This is a genomic window from Amycolatopsis japonica, from assembly GCF_000732925.1.
Classification (GTDB): domain Bacteria; phylum Actinomycetota; class Actinomycetes; order Mycobacteriales; family Pseudonocardiaceae; genus Amycolatopsis; species Amycolatopsis japonica.
Genome location: NZ_CP008953.1, coordinates 4,399,091 through 4,422,965 on the forward strand (window position 1 = coordinate 4,399,091; position 23,875 = coordinate 4,422,965).

At 70.6% G+C, this 23,875-nt stretch carries 3 protein-coding genes; all 3 read right to left on the reverse strand.

The features are described 5' to 3' along the window. Positions 1-28 precede the first annotated feature (28 nt). The 3 genes from AJAP_RS20520 to AJAP_RS20530 are packed head-to-tail and all read right to left on the reverse strand — an operon-like array spanning position 29 to position 23,828. The gene (locus AJAP_RS20520) at positions 29-238 is read right to left on the reverse strand and encodes an MbtH family protein (protein ID WP_038514173.1); all 210 of its coding nucleotides are present in this window, start codon (positions 236-238) and stop codon (positions 29-31) included. After that, entirely contained in the window at positions 235-22,488 is a 22,254-nt protein-coding gene (locus AJAP_RS20525; protein ID WP_228695013.1) for a non-ribosomal peptide synthase/polyketide synthase, read from the reverse strand. The genes AJAP_RS20520 and AJAP_RS20525 overlap by 4 nt, the downstream gene beginning before the upstream one ends. Continuing rightward, positions 22,485-23,828, reverse strand: coding sequence for a lysine N(6)-hydroxylase/L-ornithine N(5)-oxygenase family protein (locus AJAP_RS20530; RefSeq protein WP_038514179.1), 1,344 nt, complete (start codon positions 23,826-23,828; stop codon positions 22,485-22,487). Before AJAP_RS20530 ends, AJAP_RS20525 begins: the two co-directional genes overlap by 4 nt. Positions 23,829-23,875 lie beyond the last annotated feature (47 nt).

The window sequence follows — 23,875 nt, forward strand, 5'->3', positions numbered from 1 at the left end:
CAAGGAGGCCTTCACGGACCGAAGCGGGTCAGGACTCCATGGCCTTGACGAGCGAAGCGGGCCGCAGGTCGGTCCAGTTGGTCTCGACGTACTCGAGGCACTCCGGACGCGCGGCCGGGCCGAACTTCGTGGTCCAGCCCGCCGGGACCTCGACGAACTCGGGCCACAGGCTGTGCTGTCCCTCGTCGTTGACGAGCACCAGGTATGTGCCGTCGGGGTTCTCGAACGGGTTCGTCATTCCTTGTTCTCCTTCTGTACGGCCGGTGAATCAGCCCGGCGAGTGAGCGCGTCCAGCGCGAGGAACCAGCCTTCCGCGAGTTCCCGCACCGAGTCTTCGGTGAGCACGGCCTCCGGCCACGACCAGTGCGCGCTCAGTTCAGGACCGCCGGGGCGGTCCTCGGCCACGACGTTGACCGTCAGCGCGTGCGAGACCGGCATCCCGTCGTCGGCACCGACTTCGGCCGCCTCGGCCTCCGCCGCGTACGACCAGTCGGTCGCTTCGGGGACGCCGATCCGGCCCAGGTAGTTGAACTCGATCTGCGGCTTCGCGAACTTCGCGAGTTCAGGCCCGGTACGCGGGTTCAGGTAGCGGAGCACGCCGTGCCCGATACCGCCGTCCGACAGCCCATCGAGATGAGCCTGGACCCGCTTCAACGCGTCGTCGGCGGCGGGCCCGCCCGCGAACGCGTCGTCCAGGTCGACGTCGCCCAGGTCCAGGCACACCGGGACGACGCTGGTGAACCAGCCGACCGTCCGTGAAAGGTCCGCCAGTTCCTCTTCGCGGCCGTGCCCCTCGACGTCGACCAGCACCGCCCGTCCCCCGTCCCGGCGCCAGCGGGCGACGGCGAGGGCAAGACCGGTGAGCAGGACGTCGTTGATCGTCGCCCGGGACAGCAGTGGGGCCGTCCGCTCAGCGGACAGTCTCAGCGACACCTTCCGCACGGTCGCCTGCACGTCCCGAGCGGGGTCGAGCGGCCGTTCCAGTGGGATCGGATCCCCACCGCCCAGCACCGACTTCCACCGCTCCAGCTCACCCGCACGGTCCTGTGTGGACAGCGCCCGCGCCCATCGCCGGAACGAAGTGTCCACAGAGGACAGCGCGGGCGTCTCGCCGCGCGCGACCGATTCCCAGGCGGAAGCGAGGTCCGGCAGCAGGATCCGCCACGAGACGCCGTCGACGGCCAGGTGATGGATCATCAGCAACAACCGGCCGGAGCCCGACGAGCCCGCGTCGAACCACGTCGCGCTCAGCATCACGCCGGCGTCCGGGTCCAGCCGGGAACGAGTCGGCACCGCGTGCTGCTCGATCAGCGTGAACAGATCGCCGTCCTCGGCGTCGACACGCTCGATGCGCGCCTCGGCTGATTCGGCCACCCGCAGCACCCAGCCGTCGACCGACCGGTCGAGCCGCGCACGCAGCATGTCGTGCCTCGCCACGAGCGCGTCGAGCACGGTCTTCAGCTGCCCGCCGGTCATCCCGGCGGGTGTCCGCACCAACGCGGCCTGATGGTAACCGTCGATCGGACCGCCGAGTTCGCGGAGCGCGTGCATGATCGGCGTGAGCGCGACCGCTCCATCGTCCTCGATTCGTTCCGCGACCGCGGCCAGCGCCGCGACCGTCCGGCCCGCGAACACGTCGTGCGGCGTGATCTTCAGCCCGGCCGCGCGTGCCCGGCCGACCAGCCGCATCGCGACGATGCTGTCCCCACCGAGGGCGAAGAAGTCGTCGTCAGCACCCAGTTCCGGCACGTCGAGCACTTCCGCGAAGAGCGCGCACAACGTCTTTTCCAGCGCGGTCTCGGGCGCACGGCCACCGGCCAGCTCCGAGTAGTCCGGCGCCGGCAGCGCCTTGCGGTCCAGTTTCCCGTTCGACAGCGTGGGAAGCGCGTCGAGCGTGACGAACGCCGCCGGGACCATGTAGTCCGGCAACGTCTCGGCCGCGAACCGCCGCAGCTCGTCCCGCTCCACAGTGGACACCACGTACGCCACGAGTTGCTTGACCCGAGGGCGATCCTCACGCACCAGGACGACGGCCTGAGCGACGTCGCCGTGCCGTTCGAGCACGGCTTCGATCTCGCCCGGCTCGACCCGGAACCCGCGGATCTTCGCCTGGTCGTCGGCGCGCCCGCCGAAGTCCAGACGTCCGTCCGCGGTCCAGCGCGCGAGGTCTCCGGTGCGGTACATCCGGGCGCCCCCCGGCCCGAACGGATCCGCCACGAACCGCTCCGACGTCAGCGCCGTCCGCCCGAGGTAGCCGCGGGCGAGCCCGGCCCCGGCGAGGTACAGCTCGCCGGTGACGCCGGGTGGTACCGGCCGCAGCGCCGCGTCCAGCACGTAGGCGCGGGTGTTCGCGACCGGACGGCCTACCAGCGGCTTCTCGCTGTCGCCGATCCGCGCCACCAGTGCGTCCACTGTGGACTCTGTCGGCCCGTACAGGTTGAAGGCCTCCGTGCCGTCCAAAGTGGCCAGGCGACGCCACAGGCTCTCGGGAACCGCCTCACCGCCGACACCGATCATCGCGAGGGGACACCGGTCGCCGTCGAGCAGGCCCACGTCCGCCATCTGCGCGAAGAACGACGGCGTGACCTCGATGAAGTCGAAGCCCTCCCGTTCGATCATCGCGGCCAGCAGCCCGGGGTCGCGCCGCGTCTCCTCGTCCACGATGTGCACGGCATGCCCGTCGAGCAGCCACAGTTGCGGCTGCCAGGAGGCGTCGAAGGAGAACGACCACGCGTGCCCGACCCGCAGATGCGGTTTGCCAGTGGCCTCCACCGCGGGCCGGTGCAACGTGGCGCGGTGGCTGTGGAACAGGTTCACCACGCCGCGATGCGGGACCACGACCCCCTTGGGCGTCCCGGTCGAGCCCGACGTGTAGATCACGTACGCCGGATGCTCCGGGACAAGCGGACGGACGCGGTCCCGGTCGGTCAGGTCGTGTGCCTGCCGGTCTTCGGTGACGAGCGCGCAGAGCGCCAGCGTCTCGATCTCCGTCCGAGGCAACGACTCCAGCAGCTCGGGCTCGGTCAGGATCACCTTGGGTCGCGCGTCGGCGAGCATCGCGGCCAGCCGCTCGGCCGGATAGCCCGGGTCGAGCGGCAGGTACGCCGCCCCCGCCTTGTGGACCGCGAGAATCGCCAGCAGCACGTCGGCCGAACGCGGCAGCGCCAAGGCGACGAAGTCCTCGGGCCCCACTCCGTGGGCGACCAGCGCCCTGGCCAGGCGGTTGGCGTGCTCGTTGAGTTCGGTGAAGGTCAGGGCGACCGCACCGGACACCACCGCTGTCGCGTCGGGCGAGCGCCGGACCTGCTCTTCGAACAGACCGGCCACAGTGGACGGTTCCACGGCGAGTGCCGTCCCGTTCCACTCGCGCACGATCAGGTCCAGGTCGGCCTCGCCCAGGATGTCGGTCCGGCCGACGGGAGCGTCCACATCGGACACCATCGTCGCGAGCACGCGCTCCATCGCGGGCAGGAGCCGTTCCGGCAGGCCGGCGTCGAACAGGTCGGCACGGTACTCCGCGGTGAGCTTCAGCCGTGCTCCCGGCTCCACCGCCCAGGTGAGCGGATAGTGCGTGGAGTCGTCGTGGCGCACGATCTCCCCGCGCAGCCCGGCACCCGTCTCGTCCTCGTCCGCGCCCGGGTAGCTCTCGAACACCATCAGCGTGTCGAACAGCTCTCCCAGCCCGGCGCCGCGCTGGATGTCGGCGAGCCCGAAGTGCTGGTGCGCGAGCAATCCGGACTGCTCGTCCTGGACCCGGTCGAGCAGGTCGCCCAGCTTCTCGGCCGGGTCGAGCACGATCCGCACCGGGATGGTGTTGATGAACAGGCCGATCATCCGCTCGACCCCGGCCAGTTCGGGCGGGCGCCCGGCGACCGTCGCGCCGAAGACGACGTCCGCACGGCCGGTGAGCCTGCCGAGCACGATGCTCCACGCCGTCTGGACCAGCGTGTTCAGGGTCAGGCCGCGTGAGCGGGCCAATGCGGTGAGCGCCCCGGTCGCCTGCTCCGGCAACTCCAGCGACAGCCGCTCCGGTAGGGCCGGGACGCGCTGCGGGTCGTGCGGGACGAGATGTGTCGGCTCGGTCAGGCCGTCGAGCGCCTGCCGCCAAGCCGCCTCCGCCGCCTCCCGGTCCTGGCTCCCGAGCCAGCCGAGATGGTCGCGATACGGGCGGGCCGGCGCCACGTCGGCTCCGGAGTAGAGCTGCGACAGCTCCGCGAAAAGCTGCGGAACCGACCAACCGTCGAGTAGCACGTGCTGGTGGGTGAACACCAGCCTGTGCCGTCCGTCCGGCAGGGCGAGCAGCAGGAACCGCAGCACCGGCGCGGCAGCCGGATCGAAGCGACGCCTGTCGTGGGCCATCTCCGCTTCGACGGCGTCCGGCGAATCCACGAAACGCCAGGGAACCGTGACCGAACGGGCCACCAGCGCTACAGGGCGCCCGGACGCGAGGTAGCGGTAGCCGGTACGCAGGACGGCGTTCCGGTCGATGAGCGCCTGAGCGGCGTCGCGCAACCGAGCCGGATCCAGCGGCCCGTCGAGATCGAAGGACACCTGGACGGTGTAGACGTCGGGCCCGTCGCCGTCCATCGTCGCGTGGAAGAGCAACCCGGCCTGCAACGGCGTCAGCGGCCACACCTCGGCCGTGTCCGGTGCGACGTCGAGGATCTCCGCGCGCTCCCCCGCGTCGAGGTCCACCAACGGTTTCCCGTTCTCGGGCGCGGACGCGTCGAGCCGCACCGCACTGACTTCGGCCAGGGCGGCGACGGTCCGGTGCCGGAAGACGTCACGCGGGCTCAGCAGCAGCCCGGCACTCCGCACGCGGCCGACCAGCTGCATCGCGACGATGCTGTCCCCGCCGAGGCGGAAGAAGTCATCGTGGACACCGACCTTCGCCAACCCGAGCACACCCGCGACGAGCGACGCGAGCAGTTCCTCGCGAGGCGTGCGCGGGGCGTCGTCGGTGACCTCGCCGGAGAAGTCCGGCGCGGGGAGCGCCTTGCGGTCGAGCTTCCCGTTGGGTGTCAACGGGAACGCGTCCAGCACGACGAACGCGGACGGCACCATGTACTCCGGCAGGGTGGCCTCCGCGAGCCGCCGGGCCTCCTCGACGTCGGCCTCCCCGGTCAGATACGCGACGAGCCTGCCCTCCCGCAGGACCACCCGCGCGGAGAGCACGGACTCGATCTCGCCCAGCTCGATCCGGAAGCCGCGCAATTTGACCTGGTCGTCGGCGCGGCCAAGATAGTCGAGCGCGCCGTCGGCCCGCCACCGCGCGAGGTCGCCCGTGCGGTACATGCGCTCCCCCGCCGCGAACGGGTTCGCCACGAACCGTTCCGCGGTGAGCCCGGCCCGGCCGAGATAGCCACGCGCTAGCTGCTTGCCCGCCAGGTACAGCTCGCCCGCCACACCCGGCGGAACCGGCCGGAGCCGGGAGTCGAGCACGTGGACCTGCGTGTTCCACACCGGGCGTCCAATGGGGACGGTGTCGTCAATGACCTCCCACGAGGTCACGTCCACCGAAGCCTCTGTCGGCCCGTAAAGGTTGTGCAGCGGGACATCCACGCGAGCGGCCAGCTCCGGTGGCAGCGCCTCGCCACTGCACAGGACGCGGCGGACGCCATGCCACTCCGGCTCTTCGGCGAGGAACGCCTCCAGCATCGACGGGACGAAGTGCAGGGTCGTGATCCCCTGGTCGCGGATCAGCTCCGCGAGATACCGCGGATCCCGGTGGCCGTCCGGTTTGGCCACCACCAGCGTGGCGCCGGTGATCAGCGGCCAGAAGAACTCCCACACCGACACATCGAAACTCGACGGCGTCTTCTGCAGCACGCGATCGTCGGCCGTCAGACCGTACTCGTCCTGCATCCACAGTAGACGGTTCACGATGCCCTCGTGCGGCACCACGACACCCTTCGGGCGACCGGTCGATCCGGACGTGTAGATCACGTACGCCGGAGACGCGGGATCCACGACCCGCCGCAGGCTCTCTCCCGAATAGCCGTCCAGCACCGGCAGCTCGTCCAGAACGACCGCCGGCACGGCATCTTCGAGCATGAACGCGATGCGATCGGCCGGGTAGTCCGTGTCGAGCGGCAGGTAGGCCGCGCCCGCCTTGTGCACCGCGTACAGCGCGACGACGAGTTCGATCGACCGCGGCAGCGACACCGCCACCACCGACTCCGCACCCACACCCTGCTCGGCCAGCCACCGCGCCAGCTGATTCGCCCGCGCGTCGAACTCCGCATACGAAAGCTCGACGCCCTCGAACACCACAGCGGGAGCATCCGGCGTCCGCGCCACCTGCGCCTCGAACAATTTGTGCAACGTGCTCGCCGGGACGTCGTGCGAGGTGTCGTTCCAGTGCCCGAGCAGCGTGCGCTCGTCTTCGGCAAGCACGTCGAGTTCGCCGACGGGGATCGCGGGATTGGCCGCCACCTGCTCCAGGACGGTCACCAGACGCCGCGCGAAAGATTCGGCGGTGGCGTGGTCGAACAGGTCGGCGCTGTACTCGATCGCGCCGGAGATCCCGTCGCCGTTCTCCAGGAAACCGAACTCGAGGTCGAACTTGGCGACACCCTGCGCGAAGTCCTCCTGCTCCGCACGAAGCCCGGGCAGCTTCAGCCCTTCCTCGGCCTCAGGCAGGTACACCACCATCACCTGGAACAGCGGGTGCCGGGCCAGCGAACGTTCCGGGTTGACGGCGTCGACCAGGCGCTCGAACGGCAGCTCCTGATGTTCGAAGGCGGCGAGATCGGTAGCGCGCACCCGCGAGAGCAGTTCGCCGAACGCCGGCTCGCCGGACAGGTCGGTGCGCAGCACTAGCGAGTTCACGAAGAAGCCGATCAGCGGCTCCAGCCGTTCGTCGACGCGGCCGGAACTCGGGGCGCCCAGCGGGATGTCGTCCCCGGCGCCGAGCCGGTGCAGCAGTGCCGCGACCGCGGCCTGCGCCAGCATGAACATGCTGACGTCGTGCCGCTGGGCCACCGCACGCAGCCGTGCGGTGAGCGCGGCGTCGATCGGGAAGGTGACGAGACCACCGCGATGGCTCGATTCGGCCGGACGCCGCCGGTCCGCGGGCAGCGGCAGTTCGTCCGGCAGATCCACCAGTGTTTCCTGCCAGAACCGGAGATGCCCGGAGGCCGTCGAATCGAGCAGTTCGCGTTGCCACAGGGCGTAGTCCGCGTACTGGACCGCCAGCTCTGTCCACTGTGGAGTGTTTCCGGCGAGACGCGCCTCGTATGCCGCGGCGAGGTCGGCCATGAGCGGTCCCTGCGACCACTCGTCCGTCGCCACGTGGTGGATCACCAGCAGCAGGACATGTTCCCGCGGTGACACGGCGAAGACCGTGGCCCGGATCGGGAGTTCCTCGTCGAGGGCGAATCCGCGACCGGCTTCGGCGGCCAACCGCGCGGAAAGATCGCCCGCTTCCTCGAAACGGACCTCCGGACGCGCGTCGGTCAGGATGCGCTGCGCCGCGACGCCGCCTTCCTCGACGAACACCGTCCGAAGCGGCTCGTGCCGCTCGACGAGATCGCCGACCGCCGCGCGCAACGCGTCCACGTTCAGCTCGCCGTGCAGCCGCCAGGCGAGCGGGATGTTGTAGGTGGGCGTGACCCCTTCGAGCCGGTACAGGAACCACAACCGTTGCTGCGCGGGCGAAAGCGGCAGCTGCTCCGGCCGGTTCCCCGCCCTCAGGACCGGCCGGTCGGACGGGTCCGCGAGGCGCTCGGCCAGAGCCGCGACCGTGGGAGCGTCGAAGACATCCCGGACCGACACCGTGGCGTCCAGACTCGCCGAGATCCGGCTGACCAGGCGCATCACGAGCAGCGAATGCCCACCGAGGGCGAAGAAACCGTCGTCGATCCCGACCCGTTCGACACCGAGCACGTCGGCGAACAACGCGCACAGCGCCTCTTCCCGCGCGTTCCTCGGCTCGCGGCCTTCGGCGGTCGCGAACTCGGGGGCGGGCAGGGCTTTGCGGTCGAGTTTGCCGTTCGGGGTCAGCGGGATCTCGTCGAGCACGACGAACGCCGACGGCACCATGTGGTCCGGCAGCTTCGCGGCCACCGCTTCCCGCAGCCCGTCGACCGAACCGACGACGTACGCCACCAGCCGGTCTTCACGCGCGACGACCACCGCGCGCGTGACGGACTCGACCGCGGTCAGCGCCGCCTCGACCTCGCCGAGTTCGACCCGGAAACCGCGGATCTTGACCTGGTCGTCCACGCGGCCGAGGAACTCCAGTACGCCGTCGTCCGACCAGCGCGCGAGGTCCCCGGTGCGGTACATGCGCTCCCCCGCGACGAACGGGTTCGCCACGAACCGTTCCGCGGTCAGCCCGGGCCTGGCGAGGTACCCGCGAGCGAGCTGCACGCCGGCGAGGTAGAGCTCACCGGGGACACCCGGCGGAACCGGGTTCAGCCGCGCGTCCAGCAGGTACGTCCGCGTGTTCCACACCGGACGTCCGATCGGGACGGTCGGCGTCGTCTCGGCACCGGCCCGCCAAGCGGTCACGTCGACGGACGCTTCGGTCGGACCATACAGGTTGTACAGCGGGACGTCCACGCGGGCCGCCAGGTCCGACGGCAGTGCCTCACCACTGCAGATCACGCGCCGGAGGCCGGTGCACTCCGCTGTCTCCAGGAAGAGCGCGAGCATCGACGGTACGAAGTGGACGGTGGTGATCCCGGCCGTGCGGATCAGCTCGGCGAGATACGCCGGGTCCTTGTGCCCCTCCGGTTTGGCGACCACCAGTGTGGCGCCGGTGATCAGCGGCCAGAAGAACTCCCACACCGACACGTCGAAACTCGACGGCGTCTTCTGCAACACCCGATCATCAGCCGTCAGCCCGTACTCGGATTGCATCCACAGCAACCGGTTCACGATGCCCGCATGCGGCACCACGACACCCTTCGGGCGACCGGTCGAGCCCGACGTGTAGATCACGTACGCCGGGGACGACGGGTCGACGATCCGCCCCAGGCTTTCGGAGGAGTACCCGTCGAGAACGGGCAGCTCTTCGAGCACGACCGCTGGGACGGCGTCTTCGAGCATGAACGCGATGCGATCGGCCGGATAGTCACGGTCGACCGGAAGGTAAGCGCCACCGGCCTTGTGCACCGCGTACAACGCGACGACGAGATCGATCGACCTCGGCAGCGACACCGCCACCACCGACTCCGCACCCACACCCTGGTCTGCCAGCCATCGCGCGAGCCGGTTCGCCCGCGCGTCGAACTCGGCATACGACAGCGCGACGCCCTCGAACACCACAGCCGGAGCATCCGGCGTCCGGGCCACCTGCGCCTCGAACAACTCCGGCAACGTGCTCGCCGGGACATCGTGCGAAGTGCGGTTCCAGCCGCTGAGTTGCGCGAGTTCGTCCCCGACGAGGATGTCGAGCGCGGCGACCGGCCGCTCAGGCTCGGCGGTGACCTGTACCAGCAGGGACGTGAGCCGGTCCAGCAGGCGCACGGCCGTCGTCTCGCCGGCGAGGTCTTCAGCGTACTCCAGCATCAACGTCGCGGTCGTGCCGTCGTCGACCATCGTGAAGTGCAGGTCGAACTTCGCCATCCCGGTGTCCATCTCGAACCACTCGGCGGGCAGCCCGAGCACGTCGTGCGCGTCGCTCTGCCGGTGGTAACCCACCATCACCTGGAACAGCGGATTGCGCCCCGGGACGCGGGACGGGTTCAGCCGTTCGACGACACTTTCGAACGGCAGGTCGCCGTGCGAGAACGCGGCCAGGTCGGCCTCGCGCACGTGGGCGAGCAGGCCGGCGAACGTCGGCTCGCCGGACAGATCGGTCCGCAGCACCAGCGTGTTCACGAAGAACCCGACGAGGTCGTCGAGCGCCGCGTCGGTCCGTCCGGCGATCGGGGCACCCAGCGGAATGTCGTCCCCGGCACCGGTCCGGTGCAGCAGTGCGGCCACCGCCGCCTGGAGCACCATGAACGGGCTCGCTCCCGCCTTCGCCGCCAGGTCGCGCACCGCGGCCGACAGTTCCTCGGAGAGCCGGGCTTTCACCTTGCCGCCCTTGCCCGTGGGCTGGAGCGGACGCGGACGATCCAGTGGCAGGGTCAGCTCGTCCGGCGCCCCACGCAGTGACTCGGCCCAGTAGGCGAGCTGGGCGGCACCGTGCTGGTCGAGGAAGTCCTTCTGCCACAACGCGAAGTCGGCATACTGCACCGGGAGATCCGTCCACACGGGACTGTCGCCGGTGAGCCGCGCCCGATAGGCCGAGGTGAGGTCGCCCAGGAACGGCCGGTCGGACCATTCGTCGGTCGCGCTGTGGTGCAGGACCAGCGAGATCACTTGGTCGCCATCGCCGATCCGCAGTACCCGCAGCCGGACCGGGATCTCCCGCGCCAGGTCGAACGGCGTCCGCGAGAGCTCGGCGATCCGGGCATCCAGGTCGGCTTCGTCGCAGTCCTCGACGGCGAACGGGATCTCCGGCGCGTCGAGAACACGCTGGTAGGGCTCTCCGTCATGCTCCTCGAAAACGGTCCGCAGGACTTCGTGCCTGCCGAGCACGTCGCCGAGCGCGGCCCGCAGCGCGTCGAGATCCAGGTCGCCGCGCAGGCGGAAGGTCAGCGGGAAGTTGTAGGCGACCGCGTTCGCCTCCATCCGGTCCACGAGCCAAAGGCTGCGCTGAGCGGCGGAAAGCGGGACCCGATCGGGGCGCTCGGCGCGGACCACGGCGGGCCGCGCCGGTTCGCCGCCACCCGCGCGAGCGGCCAGCTCCGCGACCGTCGGCGCCTCGAAGAGGTCACGGATGGCCAGTTCGGCGCCGAGTTCGGTGCGGGCCCGGCTGATGAGCCGGGTGGCGAGCAGGGAATGGCCGCCGAGGTCGAAGAAGTTGTCCTCGACGCCGACCCCCTCCACGCCGAGGACCTCGCCGAAGAGCACGCACAGCATCTCTTCCTCGGCGGTCTCGGCCGGACGGCTTTCGGCGAGCCGCACCGTCTGTTCGGCGTCCGGGAGCGCGCGGGTGTTGAGCTTGCCGTTGTCGGTCAGCGGCAAGGCGCCCAGCGTGACGAACGCGGCCGGGACCATGTAGTCCGGCAGTTCCGTCTTGAGCCGGTCCCGCAGGCGTTGCACGAGTTCGCCGCCGCCACGCGCCGCCGTCGGGCTCGTCGCGTACTTGGCCAGGCTCGTGCCCACCGAAACCGGCTGATGCACACCGGTGACCAGCGCGTCCGCTTGTCCCTTGTGGACGAACACGGCCTCGAACGCGCCGTCGGTCGACCAGGTGCAGTACACCCGGAACCCGAGCCGGTCGCCGAGTTCGTGCACGTCCTCCGGCTCGATCCCTGCCGGGGCACGGAAGAGGTCCAGGACGTCGATGAGCGGCGCACCGGCGTCCAGCGCCCGCGTCGCCTCGACCTCGGGCGTCTGGCGGGCGTCCGGGATCCGGCTCACCCGCAGGGTTTCCTCGCCGCCGAGGCGGTCCTCCAACGCGGCGAGGGAACCGACCTCGTCCCAAGACAAGCGCGGAGCTTGCGCGACCGAGAAGGTCTCGGCGGGCTCCTTCACCAGGACCGCGTCGTACCGGTACCGGCTCAGCTCGTTGTGCAGCCGGGCTCGTTTGATCCGGACCTGCGCGGCGACGTCCGGGAGCCGCCGTGCGAGCGCGGTGAAGTAGTCCGGATCGATCAGCAGTTCCTTCTCCAGCGCGGCACCGCGTTCGATCGCGCGGCGCACCTGGGCGACGTCGGAGGTGGCGTCGGCGCGGGTGAGCTGGATCGCGGTGTGGAAGGCGCGGGCGAGCCGCAGGTTCCGGACGTCGCCGACGAACAGCGCGCCGCCGGGGGCGAGCAGGCCGATCGCCTGGGTGATGACGTCGGTCAGGTAGTCGACGCTCGGGAAGTACTGGATGACGGAGTTGATCACGATCGTGTCGAACCGGCCGGTGGGCAGGCCGTCGAACACGTGCGCCGGCTGGGCGCGCAGGTTCACCTTGGCCGCCAGCGCCGGGTCCTGTTCCAGCTCGCGGTTCAGCTTCGCGATCACCGGTGCGGCGAGGTCGGTCCCCCAGTACTCCTGGACCAGCGGCGCGATCTGCCCCATCAGCAGGCCGGTGCCGACGCCGATCTCCAGCACCCGTTCCGGCTTCAGTTCGGTGATCCGGTCGACGGTCGCGCGCCGCCATTCCCGCATGTGCTCCACCGGGATCGGGTCGCCGTCGTAGCTGGAGTCCCAGCCCGCGAAGTCCTCGGTGAACAACGCCGTCGGGATCTCGGTGTACTCGTCGGAGTAGATCTGCTGCCATTCGCCGACCTGGTCGGCTTCCGCTTCGGCGCGCGCGTCCCCGCTCAGTTCCGCCGGGACGACGTAGCCGATGAGCCGCTGCAGGCCGGGCGCCGACGGGTCCGGCCGCGCGATGACGGCGGCCTGCGCGACCTCCGAGTAGCGGCTGAGCGCGGTCTCGATCTCGCCGAGTTCGACGCGGTAGCCGCGGATCTTCACCTGATCATCGGTGCGGCCGAGGAAGTCGAGGTTCCCGTCGGGACGGCGGCGCACCAGGTCACCGGTGCGGTACATGCGCCCGCCTCCGGGCACGAAGGGATCGGCGACGAACCGTTCGGCCGTCAGGCCGGGACGGCCGAGGTAACCGCGGGCCAGGCCCTCGCCCGCGATGTAGAGCTCACCCGCGACACCGTCGCGGACCGGCCGGAGCCAGGCGTCGACGATGTAGGCGCGGGTGTTCCAGATCGGCTTGCCGACGGTCGGGGTGTCGCTGTCGGTCGTACCGCCGCCGAGCGTGTTGATCGTGTACTCGGTGGGGCCGTACAGGTTGTAGCCGTAGGTCCCGTCGGTGTCGCGCAGCCGGTTCCACACCGACTCCGAGACCGCCTCGCCGCCGAGCAGGACCAGCGCGGGCCGGTGCCCGTCCAGCAGGCCTTCCTCGATCAGCAGGTGGGCGTACGTCGGCGTCACGTTCACGACGTCGACCTCGTGCTCGTCGCAATACGCCACGAGCGCTCGCGCGTCCCGGCGCAGTTCCTCGTCGCAGACGTGGACCTCGTGCCCCTCCACGAGCCACAGCAGCTCTTCCCAGGACATGTCGAAGGCGAACGACACGGTGTGCGCGATCCGCAGCCGCCGTCCGCCCGCCGATGCGATGGCCGGGGCGAAGATCGCGCCCTGGTGGTTGAGCTGCATGTTCGTCAGGCCGCGGTACGGCGTGACGACGCCCTTGGGTTTGCCGGTCGAGCCCGAGGTGTAGATGACGTACGCCGGGTGTTCCATGCGGTCCGCGCGGCTCCGCGCGAACAGCGGGCGTTCGGCGTCGGAGATCGGGCCGCCGCCGAACGCCCTGTCCTCGTGGTCGTCGACGAGCACCCGGGGCGTGGCACCGGGCAGCGTCGCCGAGACGTCCTTTGTGGACACCAGGCAGAGCGGCCCGGCGTCTTCCAGCATCACCGCGAGCCGCTCGACCGGGTAGTCGAGTTCCAGCGGCAGGTACGCCGCCCCTGTTCGCAGCACGGCGAACAGCGCGACGACCATGTCGATCGAGCGCGGCAAGCCGAGCGCGATCACCTGTTCCGGCGCGGCGCCCTTGGCCAGCAGCAGCCGGGCCATCCGATTGATGCGCGCGTCGAGTTCGGCGTAGGTCAGCTGTTCCTCGCCGAACACCAGGGCGGTCTCGTCGGGGGTCCGCTCCGCCTGGACGGCGAGCAGATCCGCGATCGTGTCCTCGATGACGGGATGTTCGGCCTCGGCCCAGCCCGCTTCCAGCGCCGCACGGTCCTCAGTGGACACCGTGGCCAGCGCGGCGACCGGTTTCGCCGGATCGTCGACGATCTGCTCGACCAGTGACGTGAATCGGTCGAGCACCGACGCCGCTTCGGCGGTGTCGATGACGTCGTCCCGATAGGACAGCGTGACCCGCGTTTCCTCGCCCGGGGTGACCACCAGCGTCAGCGGGTAGTGCGTGGCATCGATGTTCAACAGGTCGGTGATGCCGTGGCGGTGACGGAGGCCGTCGCGCCGTTCGTCACCGTCGGCGTTGCGCAGCACGAACAGCGTGTCGAAGAGGACACGGTGCCCGGCCTCGCGTTGCAGGACCCCGAGGCTCATGAACTCGTACGGGGTCAGGTCCATCCGCTCGGACTGCAGGCGCCGCACCAGGTCCAGCACGGATTCGCCCGCGTCGAGCCGCACCCGGGTGGGCACGGTGTTGAGGAACAGGCCGATGGTGTTCTCGATCTCCGGCACGGCGGCGGGCCTGCCCGCGACCGCGGCGCCGAACACCACGTCCTGCCGTCCGGTCATCGTCGACAGGACCAGACCCCAGGCGGCGTTGAGCACAGAGTTCACCGTGAGACCGTGCCTGCGGGCCTGCTCGCGCAACGCACGGCTGAGGCCGGCGGGCAGCACGGTGTCGAGGTTGACCGGGGTCGCCGGGGCCAGGTCACGGCCTTCGGGGCCGACGACGGTCGGCTCCGCGAGACCGGACAGCGCCTCGCGCCACGCGTTCGTGGCGGCCTCGATGTCTTGCCGGTCCAGCCAGCGCAGGAAGTCCACATAGGACCCGGCCGCGGGCAGCGTCCGGTCGTCGCCGCCGAGGTCGTACAGCGCGAACAGCTGCTCGATGAACAGCCAGGCCGACCAGCCGTCCCAGAGCAGCAGATGCCGGTTCAGCACCACGCGGTCGCGGCCGTCACCGAGCCGCACCAGTTTCAGCCGGAACAGCGGCGGGGCGCCGAGGTCGAACCGCGTCGCGCGGTCCTCGGCCATCAGCTCGTCGAGCTTCGCCCGTTGCTCGTCTTCGGGCAGCGCCGAAAGGTCCACTTCGGACACGGGCGGCGCGACCTCGGCCGCCACGAACTGGACCGGGCCGCGCAGCCCTTCACTGGTGAAACCGGCGCCGAGACTCGGGATCCGCCGCAGCAGCGCGGCCACCGCCGTCCGCAGCTTGTCGGCGTCCAGGCGGTGATCGAAGTCGATCGCCTCCTGGATCGTGTAGATGTCGACCCGGTCGGAGTTGTAGCTGGAGTGGAAGAACAGGCCTTCCTGCAGCGGCGACAACGGCCAGACGTCGGCGACCGGCACGGGGCTGGACCGCTCGACGCGGTCGATCTCCTCCTGGGTCAGCGACACCAGTTCGAGGTCGGACGGGGTGAGTCCCACCGGTGCCGTCGTGTCCACGGCCGCGAGGTCGACGAGCGCGGCGGCCCAGCGTTCGGCCAGGTCACCGCCCGCGAACGTCGCCGTCAGCCTCGGACCTTCCTCGGTCTCCTCGCAGGCGACCCCGATCCGCACGGCATGGTCTCCGGACGGCGGCACAGCGGCGTACCCGGCGACCTGCCACTCCCCCGGTCCGGCCGGGACGCGGCCGTCGTACCGCAGGGCGATCCGCGGCTTCGCGAGCCCGGCGAGCAGCGGTCCGGTCTGGGCGTTGAGGTAGCGCAGCGGGCCGTAGCCCTCGGGTGTCTTCCGGACGGTTTCCTTGACGGCCTTGAGCATCGCGAGCGGTTCGCCGGACGCGGTGATCCGCACCGGGCGGACCGAGGTCAGCGCGCCGATCGTGTCCGACGGGTCGACCCGGCCGTGTAGATCGACGAGCAGGTCACCGTCGACGGCGATCTTCAGCGCGGTCAGGAGGACGTCGGTCACGTCGCCGTGCACGGCCGATGGCAGCGCGCCGACGAGCGTCCGGGTGTCCTCGACGGACAGCGTGATCCGGCGTTCGGTGAGCTCGCCGCCGTCGACCTCGAAGGAGACCGGCGTCAGCGTCTCGGTCCAGTGCTCGATCTCGCCGAGGAGCGCGGGATCCTGCGCCGCGTCGGTGATCCGGCGGGCGATGGTCCGCAAAGACGTCCGCGCCGAAGTGAACACCGGCGAGTGCCCCTCGGTCACGGCCTGCCAGGCGGTCGCGAGATCGGCGGACAGCGTGGTCAGGCTCCGCGCGTCCAGCAGGACCGGATGCGCGAGCAGGAGCAGCCTGCCCGGTTCGTCGAACCAGACGGCCTGCAGCAGATTGTCGGTCAGCCTGTCCGCGGCGTCCAGGTACTCGTCTTCGAGGGAACCGGTCGCGTGACGGAGCAGGTCCGCGGCCTGGAGGGTCCCTTGTGGACGGACTTCGAGCGACCACAGCACCGAGGCGACCCGCGACAGCCGGAGCCGCAGGCCGTCGTGGTGGTCGAGGACGAGCTGCAGGGCCGCGGCGAGCGTCTCGAGGTCGGCCCCGGAGGGCACGGTCAGCAGCACGGACTCCGGCTGGACCGCGTCACCCAGCTCACGCAGCCGGAGCATTTCCGGCAGCAGGGGGACGGCCCCGATGCCGTCGGCGTCGGCCACCGGCTCGGCCGGCGTGGCGGACGCGGCGAGCGCGGCCGGGGTCCTGAGTTCGAACACGTCCTTGGGGCTCAGCTCGAATCCTGCCCGCCGGGCACGGCTCGACACGGCGATCGACGAGATACTGTCGCCGCCGAGGGAGAAGAAGTCGCCGTCGGCGCCGACGGTCTCCAGGCCGAGGACGTCGGCGAAGATCCGCGCGAGCGCGCGCTCCTGATCGTTCCCGGGCGCGGCTTCGGTCCGGCCGGTCTCGGGCGCGGGCAGGGCCCGGACGTCGAGCTTTCCACTGGGGGTCAAGGGGAATTCGTCGAGGACGACGAAAGCCTGCGGGACCATCGGGGCGGGCAGCGCCTCGCCGAGAGCGGTCCGCAGGCTCTCCGGATCCGCGCTCCCGGCGACGTAGCCGACGAGCGCGCCGTCCTTCGCCACGACCGTCGCGGCCGTGACCTCCGGCTGCGCGACGAGAACGGCTTCGATCTCGCCGAGCTCGATCCGGTTGCCGCGGATCTTCACCTGCCGGTCGGTGCGGCCGAGGTACTCGATCTCGCCGTCGGCGCGGCGGCGAACCAGGTCACCGGTCCGGTACAGCCGCTGTCCCGGCTCGCCGAACGGGTCGGCGACGAAGCGTTCTGCGGTCAGGCCGGGCCGTCCGTGGTAGCCGCGGGCCAGCTGGACACCGGCGAGGTACAGCTCGCCCGCCACGCCGTCGGGCACTGGGCGGAGGCAGCCGTCGAGGACGTGCAGCCGCGTGTTCCACACCGGACGTCCGATGGGGACGGTGGCGCCGTCGGCATCGGTGCAGGCGAAGAAGGTCACGTCCACGGCCGCCTCGGTGGGGCCGTAGAGGTTGTGCAGCGGGACACCGGTCAGCGAGCGCCACCGCGCGGCGGTCTCGCCGGGCAGCGCCTCGCCGCTGGAGAACACCCGACGCAGCGATCCGAGATCGCCGGTGGCCTCGTCGCTGCCGAGGAAGGCGGCGAGCATCGACGGGACGAAATGCAGGGTGGTGATCCGCCGGCCCCGGATCACTCGCGCGAGATAGGCGGGATCGCGGTGGCCGTCCGGCTCGGCCAGCACCACCGTGGCGCCTTCGCACAGCGCCCAGAAGAACTCCCACACGGACACGTCGAAGCTCGACGGCGTCTTCTGCAGCACGCGGTCCGAGGGCGTGAGCCGGTACTCGTGCTGCATCCACGCGAGCCGGTTGACGATCGCGCGATGCGTGACGGCAACGCCCTTTGGCCGCCCGGTCGACCCCGACGTGTAGATGAGGTATGCGGTGTTGTCCGGTCCGGCTGACACACCCTCGACGTCGTCAACGGGCTCGCCGGTCACGGGGACCCGAGTCAGCCCGGCGACATCCGGGATCCGCGCGGCCGTCCCGCGCTCGGAGAGCACGAGACGCGCGCCGGAATCGGCCAGCATGTATTCGAGCCGGTCGGCCGGATAGTCGAGGTCGATCGGCAGGTAGGCGGCCCCGGCCTTGAGGACACCCAGCAACGCGACCATCAGCTCGGCCGACCTCGGCACGGCGACGGCCACGACCTCTTCGGGACCGGCTCCCAGGGAACGCAGCCTGCGCGCCACGTTCTCCGCACGGGCGTCGAGGTCCGCATAGGACAGTTCGGTGTCCTTGAACATCACCGCCGTCGCGGACGGGGTCTTGGCGACCTGCGCGGCAAAGGCCTCGACCAGCGTGCGCTCCGGCACGGGATGCGCGGTCGCGTTGAGTTCGGCCAGGCGGCCGCGTTCGGCGGGCGACAGCAGGTCGAGCGCGGCGACCGGCAGGCCGGGGTTCGCGGTCAACGTCTCCAGCAGCCGCGCGAACCGTTCCGCGAGTTGCCCGGCCACGACCGCGTCGATGCGGGCGGCGTCGAATTTGACGCTGAACGCCAGGTCGTCACCCGGGGTCGCGATCACCGCGACCGGGAAGTGCACCGCGTCGGTGACCTCGACGCCCGCGAGGCGGAGGGTTCCGGAGGCGCGCTCGTCGTCGCGCGGGAAGTTCTCGACGACGACCAGGGTGTCGAACAGTTCTTCCTGCCCCGCGCCCGCGAGGCGCTGCAGTTCGCCGAGGCCCAGATGCTGGTGGTCCAGCAGGGCCGCCTGCTCGTCCTGCAGTCGTCGCAGCACGGCAGCGACGGTCTCGGTGCCCGACCAGCGCAGCCGCACCGGCACGGTGTTGATGTAGAGGCCGACCGCCGATTCGAGGCCGGCGGCGCCGGTGTCGCGGCCGGAGACCGTGCTCCCGAACAGCACGTCGTCCCGTCCGGTGAGCCCGCCGAGCAGCAGCCCCCAGGCGCCGTGCAGGACGGTGCCGAGGGTGAGCCCGTGCTCGCGGGCCATCGCGGACAACGCCGTCGTCGCTTGCTCGCCGAGGCTCAAGTGCAGTCGCGACGGCCGTCTCGCCGCTCCGGCTCGTTCGTCGATCAGGCGGGTGGGTTCGTCCACTTCGGACAGTGCTGTCCGCCAGGCTTCGCGCGAAACCTCGTGATCGCGTGACGCGAGCCACCGCAGGTGGTCGGCACGGGTGCCCGCTTCCGGCAGTACGGGTGCTCCCCCGTACGCCGCGAGCAGTTCGCGCAGCAGCACCACGACCGACCAGCCGTCGGCGATGATGTGATGGAACGTGAGCGCCAGCTTGGCGCGATCCTCGCCGAGCCGGGCGAAAGTCGCCCGCAGCAGTGGCGGCCGGGCGAAGTCGAACCGCCGCGCACGATCGGCTTCGAAGGCCACTTCAGCGTCTTCGGCGGACGCCTCGCGCCACGGCAGTTCGGCGTGCCGTACCACCGTCTGGACGACCCGGCCGCCGTCGAGCTGCCGGAAGCCGGACCGCAGCGACGAATACCGGTCCAGCAGCGTCTGCACCGACCGGCGCAACGCGTCGGCGTCGACGTCGCCTTCGAGGTCCAGCACTTCCTGGACCGTGTAGATGTCGGCGTTCGAGCCGCCTTCGAACTCCGCGTGGAAAAAGAAGCCTTCCTGCAACGGCGTCACGGGCAGGACTTCGGCGTATTCGGCGAGCGACGCACGTTCGGCGTCGGTCAGCTCCAGCAGCGGCCTGTCGTCCACAGTGGACACGCCGCGTACTGCTTCAGCACAGACGGCCAGCGCTTCGGGAGTCCGGTGCTGGAAAACCTGGCGCGGGGTGATGGCGAGACCGTGTTCCGCCGCGCCCAGCACGAGCCGGATGGACAGGATGCTGTCGCCGCCGAGGGAGAAGAAGTCGTCGTCCGCGCCGATCGTGGCCAGGCCGAGGACACGTGCGGCGACGTCGCAGAGGATCCGTTCCCGCTCGGTGCCCGGTGCGCGGCCGGTCACGGCGGCACCGAAGTCCGGCAACGGCAGCGCGGTCCGGTCGAGTTTGCCGTTGGGCATGATCGGCAGCCGGTCGAGTTCCACGAAGGCCGACGGCACCATGTAGTGCGGCAACGCCGATTCCGCGTGGGCGCGCAGTTCCTTCAGCGACGAAGGCGAGCCGTCGGCCTGCGGCACGACGTACGCCACCAGGCGCCGATCCCCCGGCTTGACCTCGCGCGGCACGACGGCGATCCGCTCGACCCCGGCATACGCGGCGAGCGCGGATTCGACCTCCCCGGGTTCGATCCGGAAGCCGCGGATCTTGACCTGGTGATCGGTGCGGCCGAGGAAATCGAGGTTTCCGTCCGCGCGCCAGCGGACCCGGTCGCCGGTGCGGTACATCCGCTCGCCGCCACCGGTGAACGGATCGGCGACGAAGCGTTCCGCCGACAGCCCCGGACGCCCCGCGTAACCCCGGGCGAGACCGCGTCCGCCGACGTACAACTCCCCTTCGACGCCGACCGGGACCGGCCGCAGCGCGGTGTCGAGGACATAGCAGCGGGTGTTCGGATCCGGGACACCGATCGGGATCGGCCCGCTCCAGCCGGGCTCGGCCGCCCACAGCGTCGAGTTCACCGTCGCCTCGGTCAGCCCGTACGCGGCGACGACCTTCAGGTCTTCGGCCCAGCGCGCGATCAGTTCCGGCGGGACGGTCTCGGTGCCGACGATCAGTACCGCGCCCATCGGCAGCTCGCAGTCCGCCGGGAGGGCCGCGACCAGCGACGGCGGCAGGATCATATGCGTCGCCGCGTTGGCGGCGATGTAACCGGTCAGCTCGACGCCCGCCACACGGCGGTGCGACGGCACGACGATCAGCGTCCCGCCGACGCACAGCGACATGACCAGATCCCAGACCGTCACGTCGAACCCGGTGGAGGCGAACTGCACCACCCGGCTGTCCTCGCCGATGCCGATCCGCTCGGTCGCCGTGCTGATCAGGCTGCCGATCCCATCGTGGGACAGGACCACACCCTTCGGCTTACCCGTCGAGCCCGAGGTGTAGATGACGTACGCGGCCTGGCTCAGCGCGATCCCGCTAACGTCCATAGTGGACTGATCGAGATCCGCCAGCTCGGCGGTGATCGCCGGGTCGTCGAGCAGGATCCGCTCGACGTCCACACCGGACGGGAGCTGAGCGGATTCCTCCACAGTGGACACCACGATCCCCGCGCCCGCGTGCGCGAGCATGTACGCGAGGCGGTCCTCGGGGTGGTCCAGGTCGAGCGGGAGATACGCGGCCCCCGCCTTCATGACACCGAGCAGGGCGACCACGAGATCGGCCGAACGCGGCATGGCCACGCCGACGACGTCCTCGTCACCGACCCCGCGCCGGCGCAGCAGCCGCGCGAGCCGGTTGGCGGCGGCGTCGACCGCGGCGTAGGTCATCCGGACGTCCTCGCAGACGACGGCCTCGGCGTCCGGTTTCCGTGCCACGACCCGCGCGAACGCCTCGGGCCAGGACACCTCGGGCGAGTCCGCGACCGCGGTCCCGAGCTCCAAGACCCGGGCCCGCTCTTCCGATGAAAGCAGCTCGATGGCGGCCAGCGGCAGGTCCGGGCCTTCCAGCAGAGCGTCCAGTACGGCGGCGAACCGGCGGCGATGGTCGGCGAGTTCGTCGTCGGACGAGGCGGCCTCGTCGGCGTCGAAGTCGAAGCGGAGGCCCCGGCCCTCGCCGGCGTCGTACACGGCGATGGCGACGTCGCTGATCGGCCCGAGTTCGAGGTTGTGCACCGTCGCGCTCGCGTCGCCGAACGCGAGCGCGTCGTCCACGGCCATGTAGTTCACGCTCAGCCCGACGAGTTCGTGCACCCCGCCGCTCGCGCCGAGTTCGCGGGCGAGGTCTTCCCCGCGGTACCGGCTGTGTTCCAGCAGGGCGGAGACCTTCTCCGCGACCTGGGCGACCAGTCGCGACGGCGTCGTCTCCGGCCGCACGCTCAGCCGCAGCGGCAGGACGTTGGAGACCATGCCCGGCTGCTCACGCAGGGCGCGGGTGGTGCGCGCGGTGACCGGCAGGCCGAGGACGAGGTCTTCGGCACCGGTCACACGATGGGCGTACGCCGCGACGGCAGCGATCGCGACCCGGGACAGCCGCGTCCCCGCGTCCAGCGCGAACTTCCGCAGCCGTCCTGCCTCGGCGGCGGGCAGTTCCCACGAATGCCGTCGCAGCCGGACCCGGCCCGCCGACGCACGACCGAGCAGCCGCACCGGGTTCGGCCTGCCGGCGAGTTCACCCAGCCAGTAGTCGCGGTCGGCTTGCCCGTCATAGCCGGCCTCGGCCAATCCCGACAGCGGCCAGGAGACCTCCTCGGCGGTGCCCGAATAGAGTGCCGCCGCGCGGCGGGTCAGGACGGCTTGCCCGTGCGCGTCCATCACCAGATGGTGGTAGCGCTGGAACCAGCGGACCCGGTCCCCGGCCAGGATCAGCAGCGTGTGCGCGGTGAGCGGCCCCCGGGCGGGGTCGGCCGCCACGGTGAGTTCACCACGTGCCCATTCGTCGGCCGCCCGCTCCGGATCCGGCTCAGCGCTGAAGTCGAGAACGGCGACCTCCCCGGGAGCGACCGGACGCTGGACCGGCGTGTCGCCGTCCAGGCCGACCGTCACGTGAAGGCACTCCGCCTCCGCGACCGCCCGCCGAACGGCGTCGCCCAGCCGGGTGAGGTCGATGTCGCCGCGAAGCTCCACGACCCAGCCGATCGTGTAGACCGGATCGGCCGGGTCGAGCTGCTGGGCGAGCCAGATCCCCTGTTGTGCCGGGGTCAGGGGAAAGCCGCGGTTCATCGGGTTTGCCTCCACCGTTCGGAAACGCTCGGGATCGTCCGGCCTCAGGCGGGCCCGGACCCGCTCACCGCGTACTCGGGCCTGGGCGCGTCGGCGGCGCGCCGGTCCACAATGGACTGGAGGATCTCGCCCACCCGGACGGCGGTGTTGGACAGCAGCGAAGACGTGATGCCGTGCGTGTGCTCGGTGCCGCCCTGCAGGTAGATCCCGCCGTCGAGCGGCGGTTCGGTGACGATCCGGTAGTCGCGTTCGACGCGGAGCCTTCCCTCGTCGTCGCGCGCGCAGGTGGAGGCGAGCTCGCCGAGCAACGGGGTCGGATCCGCCGGGCTGTACCCGGTGGCGTACACGACGAAGTCGGCGTCGAGCCTGGTCCGCGCCCCGGTTTCCAGCGCCTCGACGGTGACCCGCACTTCGGAGCCGGTGTCGGTGACCTCGGTGGGCCGGGAGACGTTGATGAGCTTCAGCCGCTCGATCCCCTGCACCTTCTCGCGGTAGACGCGGCGATACAGCTCGTCGATGAGTTCGATGTCCACGGCCGAGTAGTTGGTCGCGCCGTGGTAGCGCATCAGGCGGTCCTTGACCGCTTCCGGTGCCTCGTAGAACCGGCCGACCGCCTCGGGGTCGAAGATCCGGTTGGCGAACGCGCTGTCGTCGGCCGGGCTGTAGCCGTACCGCGCGAACACCGCGCACACCTCGGCGCGGGGGAAGCGATCGTGCAGCAGCGCGCTGACCTCCGCCGCGCTCTGGCCGGCGCCGACGACGACGAACCGGCGCGGCTCCTCGGCTGCCATGCCTTCGAGCCGGTGCAGGAGTTCGCTGTTGTGCCAGATCCGTGTGCCCGGCGTCACACCTTCGGGGAGATTCGGGCGCAGCCCGGTCCCCATCACCAGGTTGCGGGCGCGCAGGTTCACCAGTTCGCCGTCGGTACGGGCGTGCACGTCGAAGAACACGATCTCGTCACCGTCGAACACCGGCGTGACGGAAAGGACCTCCGTGCCATAGGAAACCAGGTCGTCGACCTTCTCCGCCGCCCATTCGAAGTAGTCGTGGAACTCGATCCGCAACGGGAACAGGTTCTTGTGGTTGATGAAATCCACCAACCGGTCCTTGCTGTGCAGATACGACAGGAAGCTGAACGAGCTGGTCGGGTTCCGCATCGTCGCGAGGTCCTTGAGGAAGGACACCTGCATGGTCGCGTTGTCGATCAACATCCCGCGGTGCCAGCCGAAACGGGCCTGGCGCTCGAGGAAGTGGGCCGTGACGGTCTCGGCCCCGGGCGCGGCGTTGTGCTCGGTGACGGCGATGGCGAGCGCGAGGTTCGAGGGACCGAACCCGACCCCGACCACGTCGTAGACCGGAACCCGTTCACCGACCACTGCTCGTGCCATCTTGAACCCCTTGCGCGGCTCAGCCGCATCTCGGTACTTCGCAACAA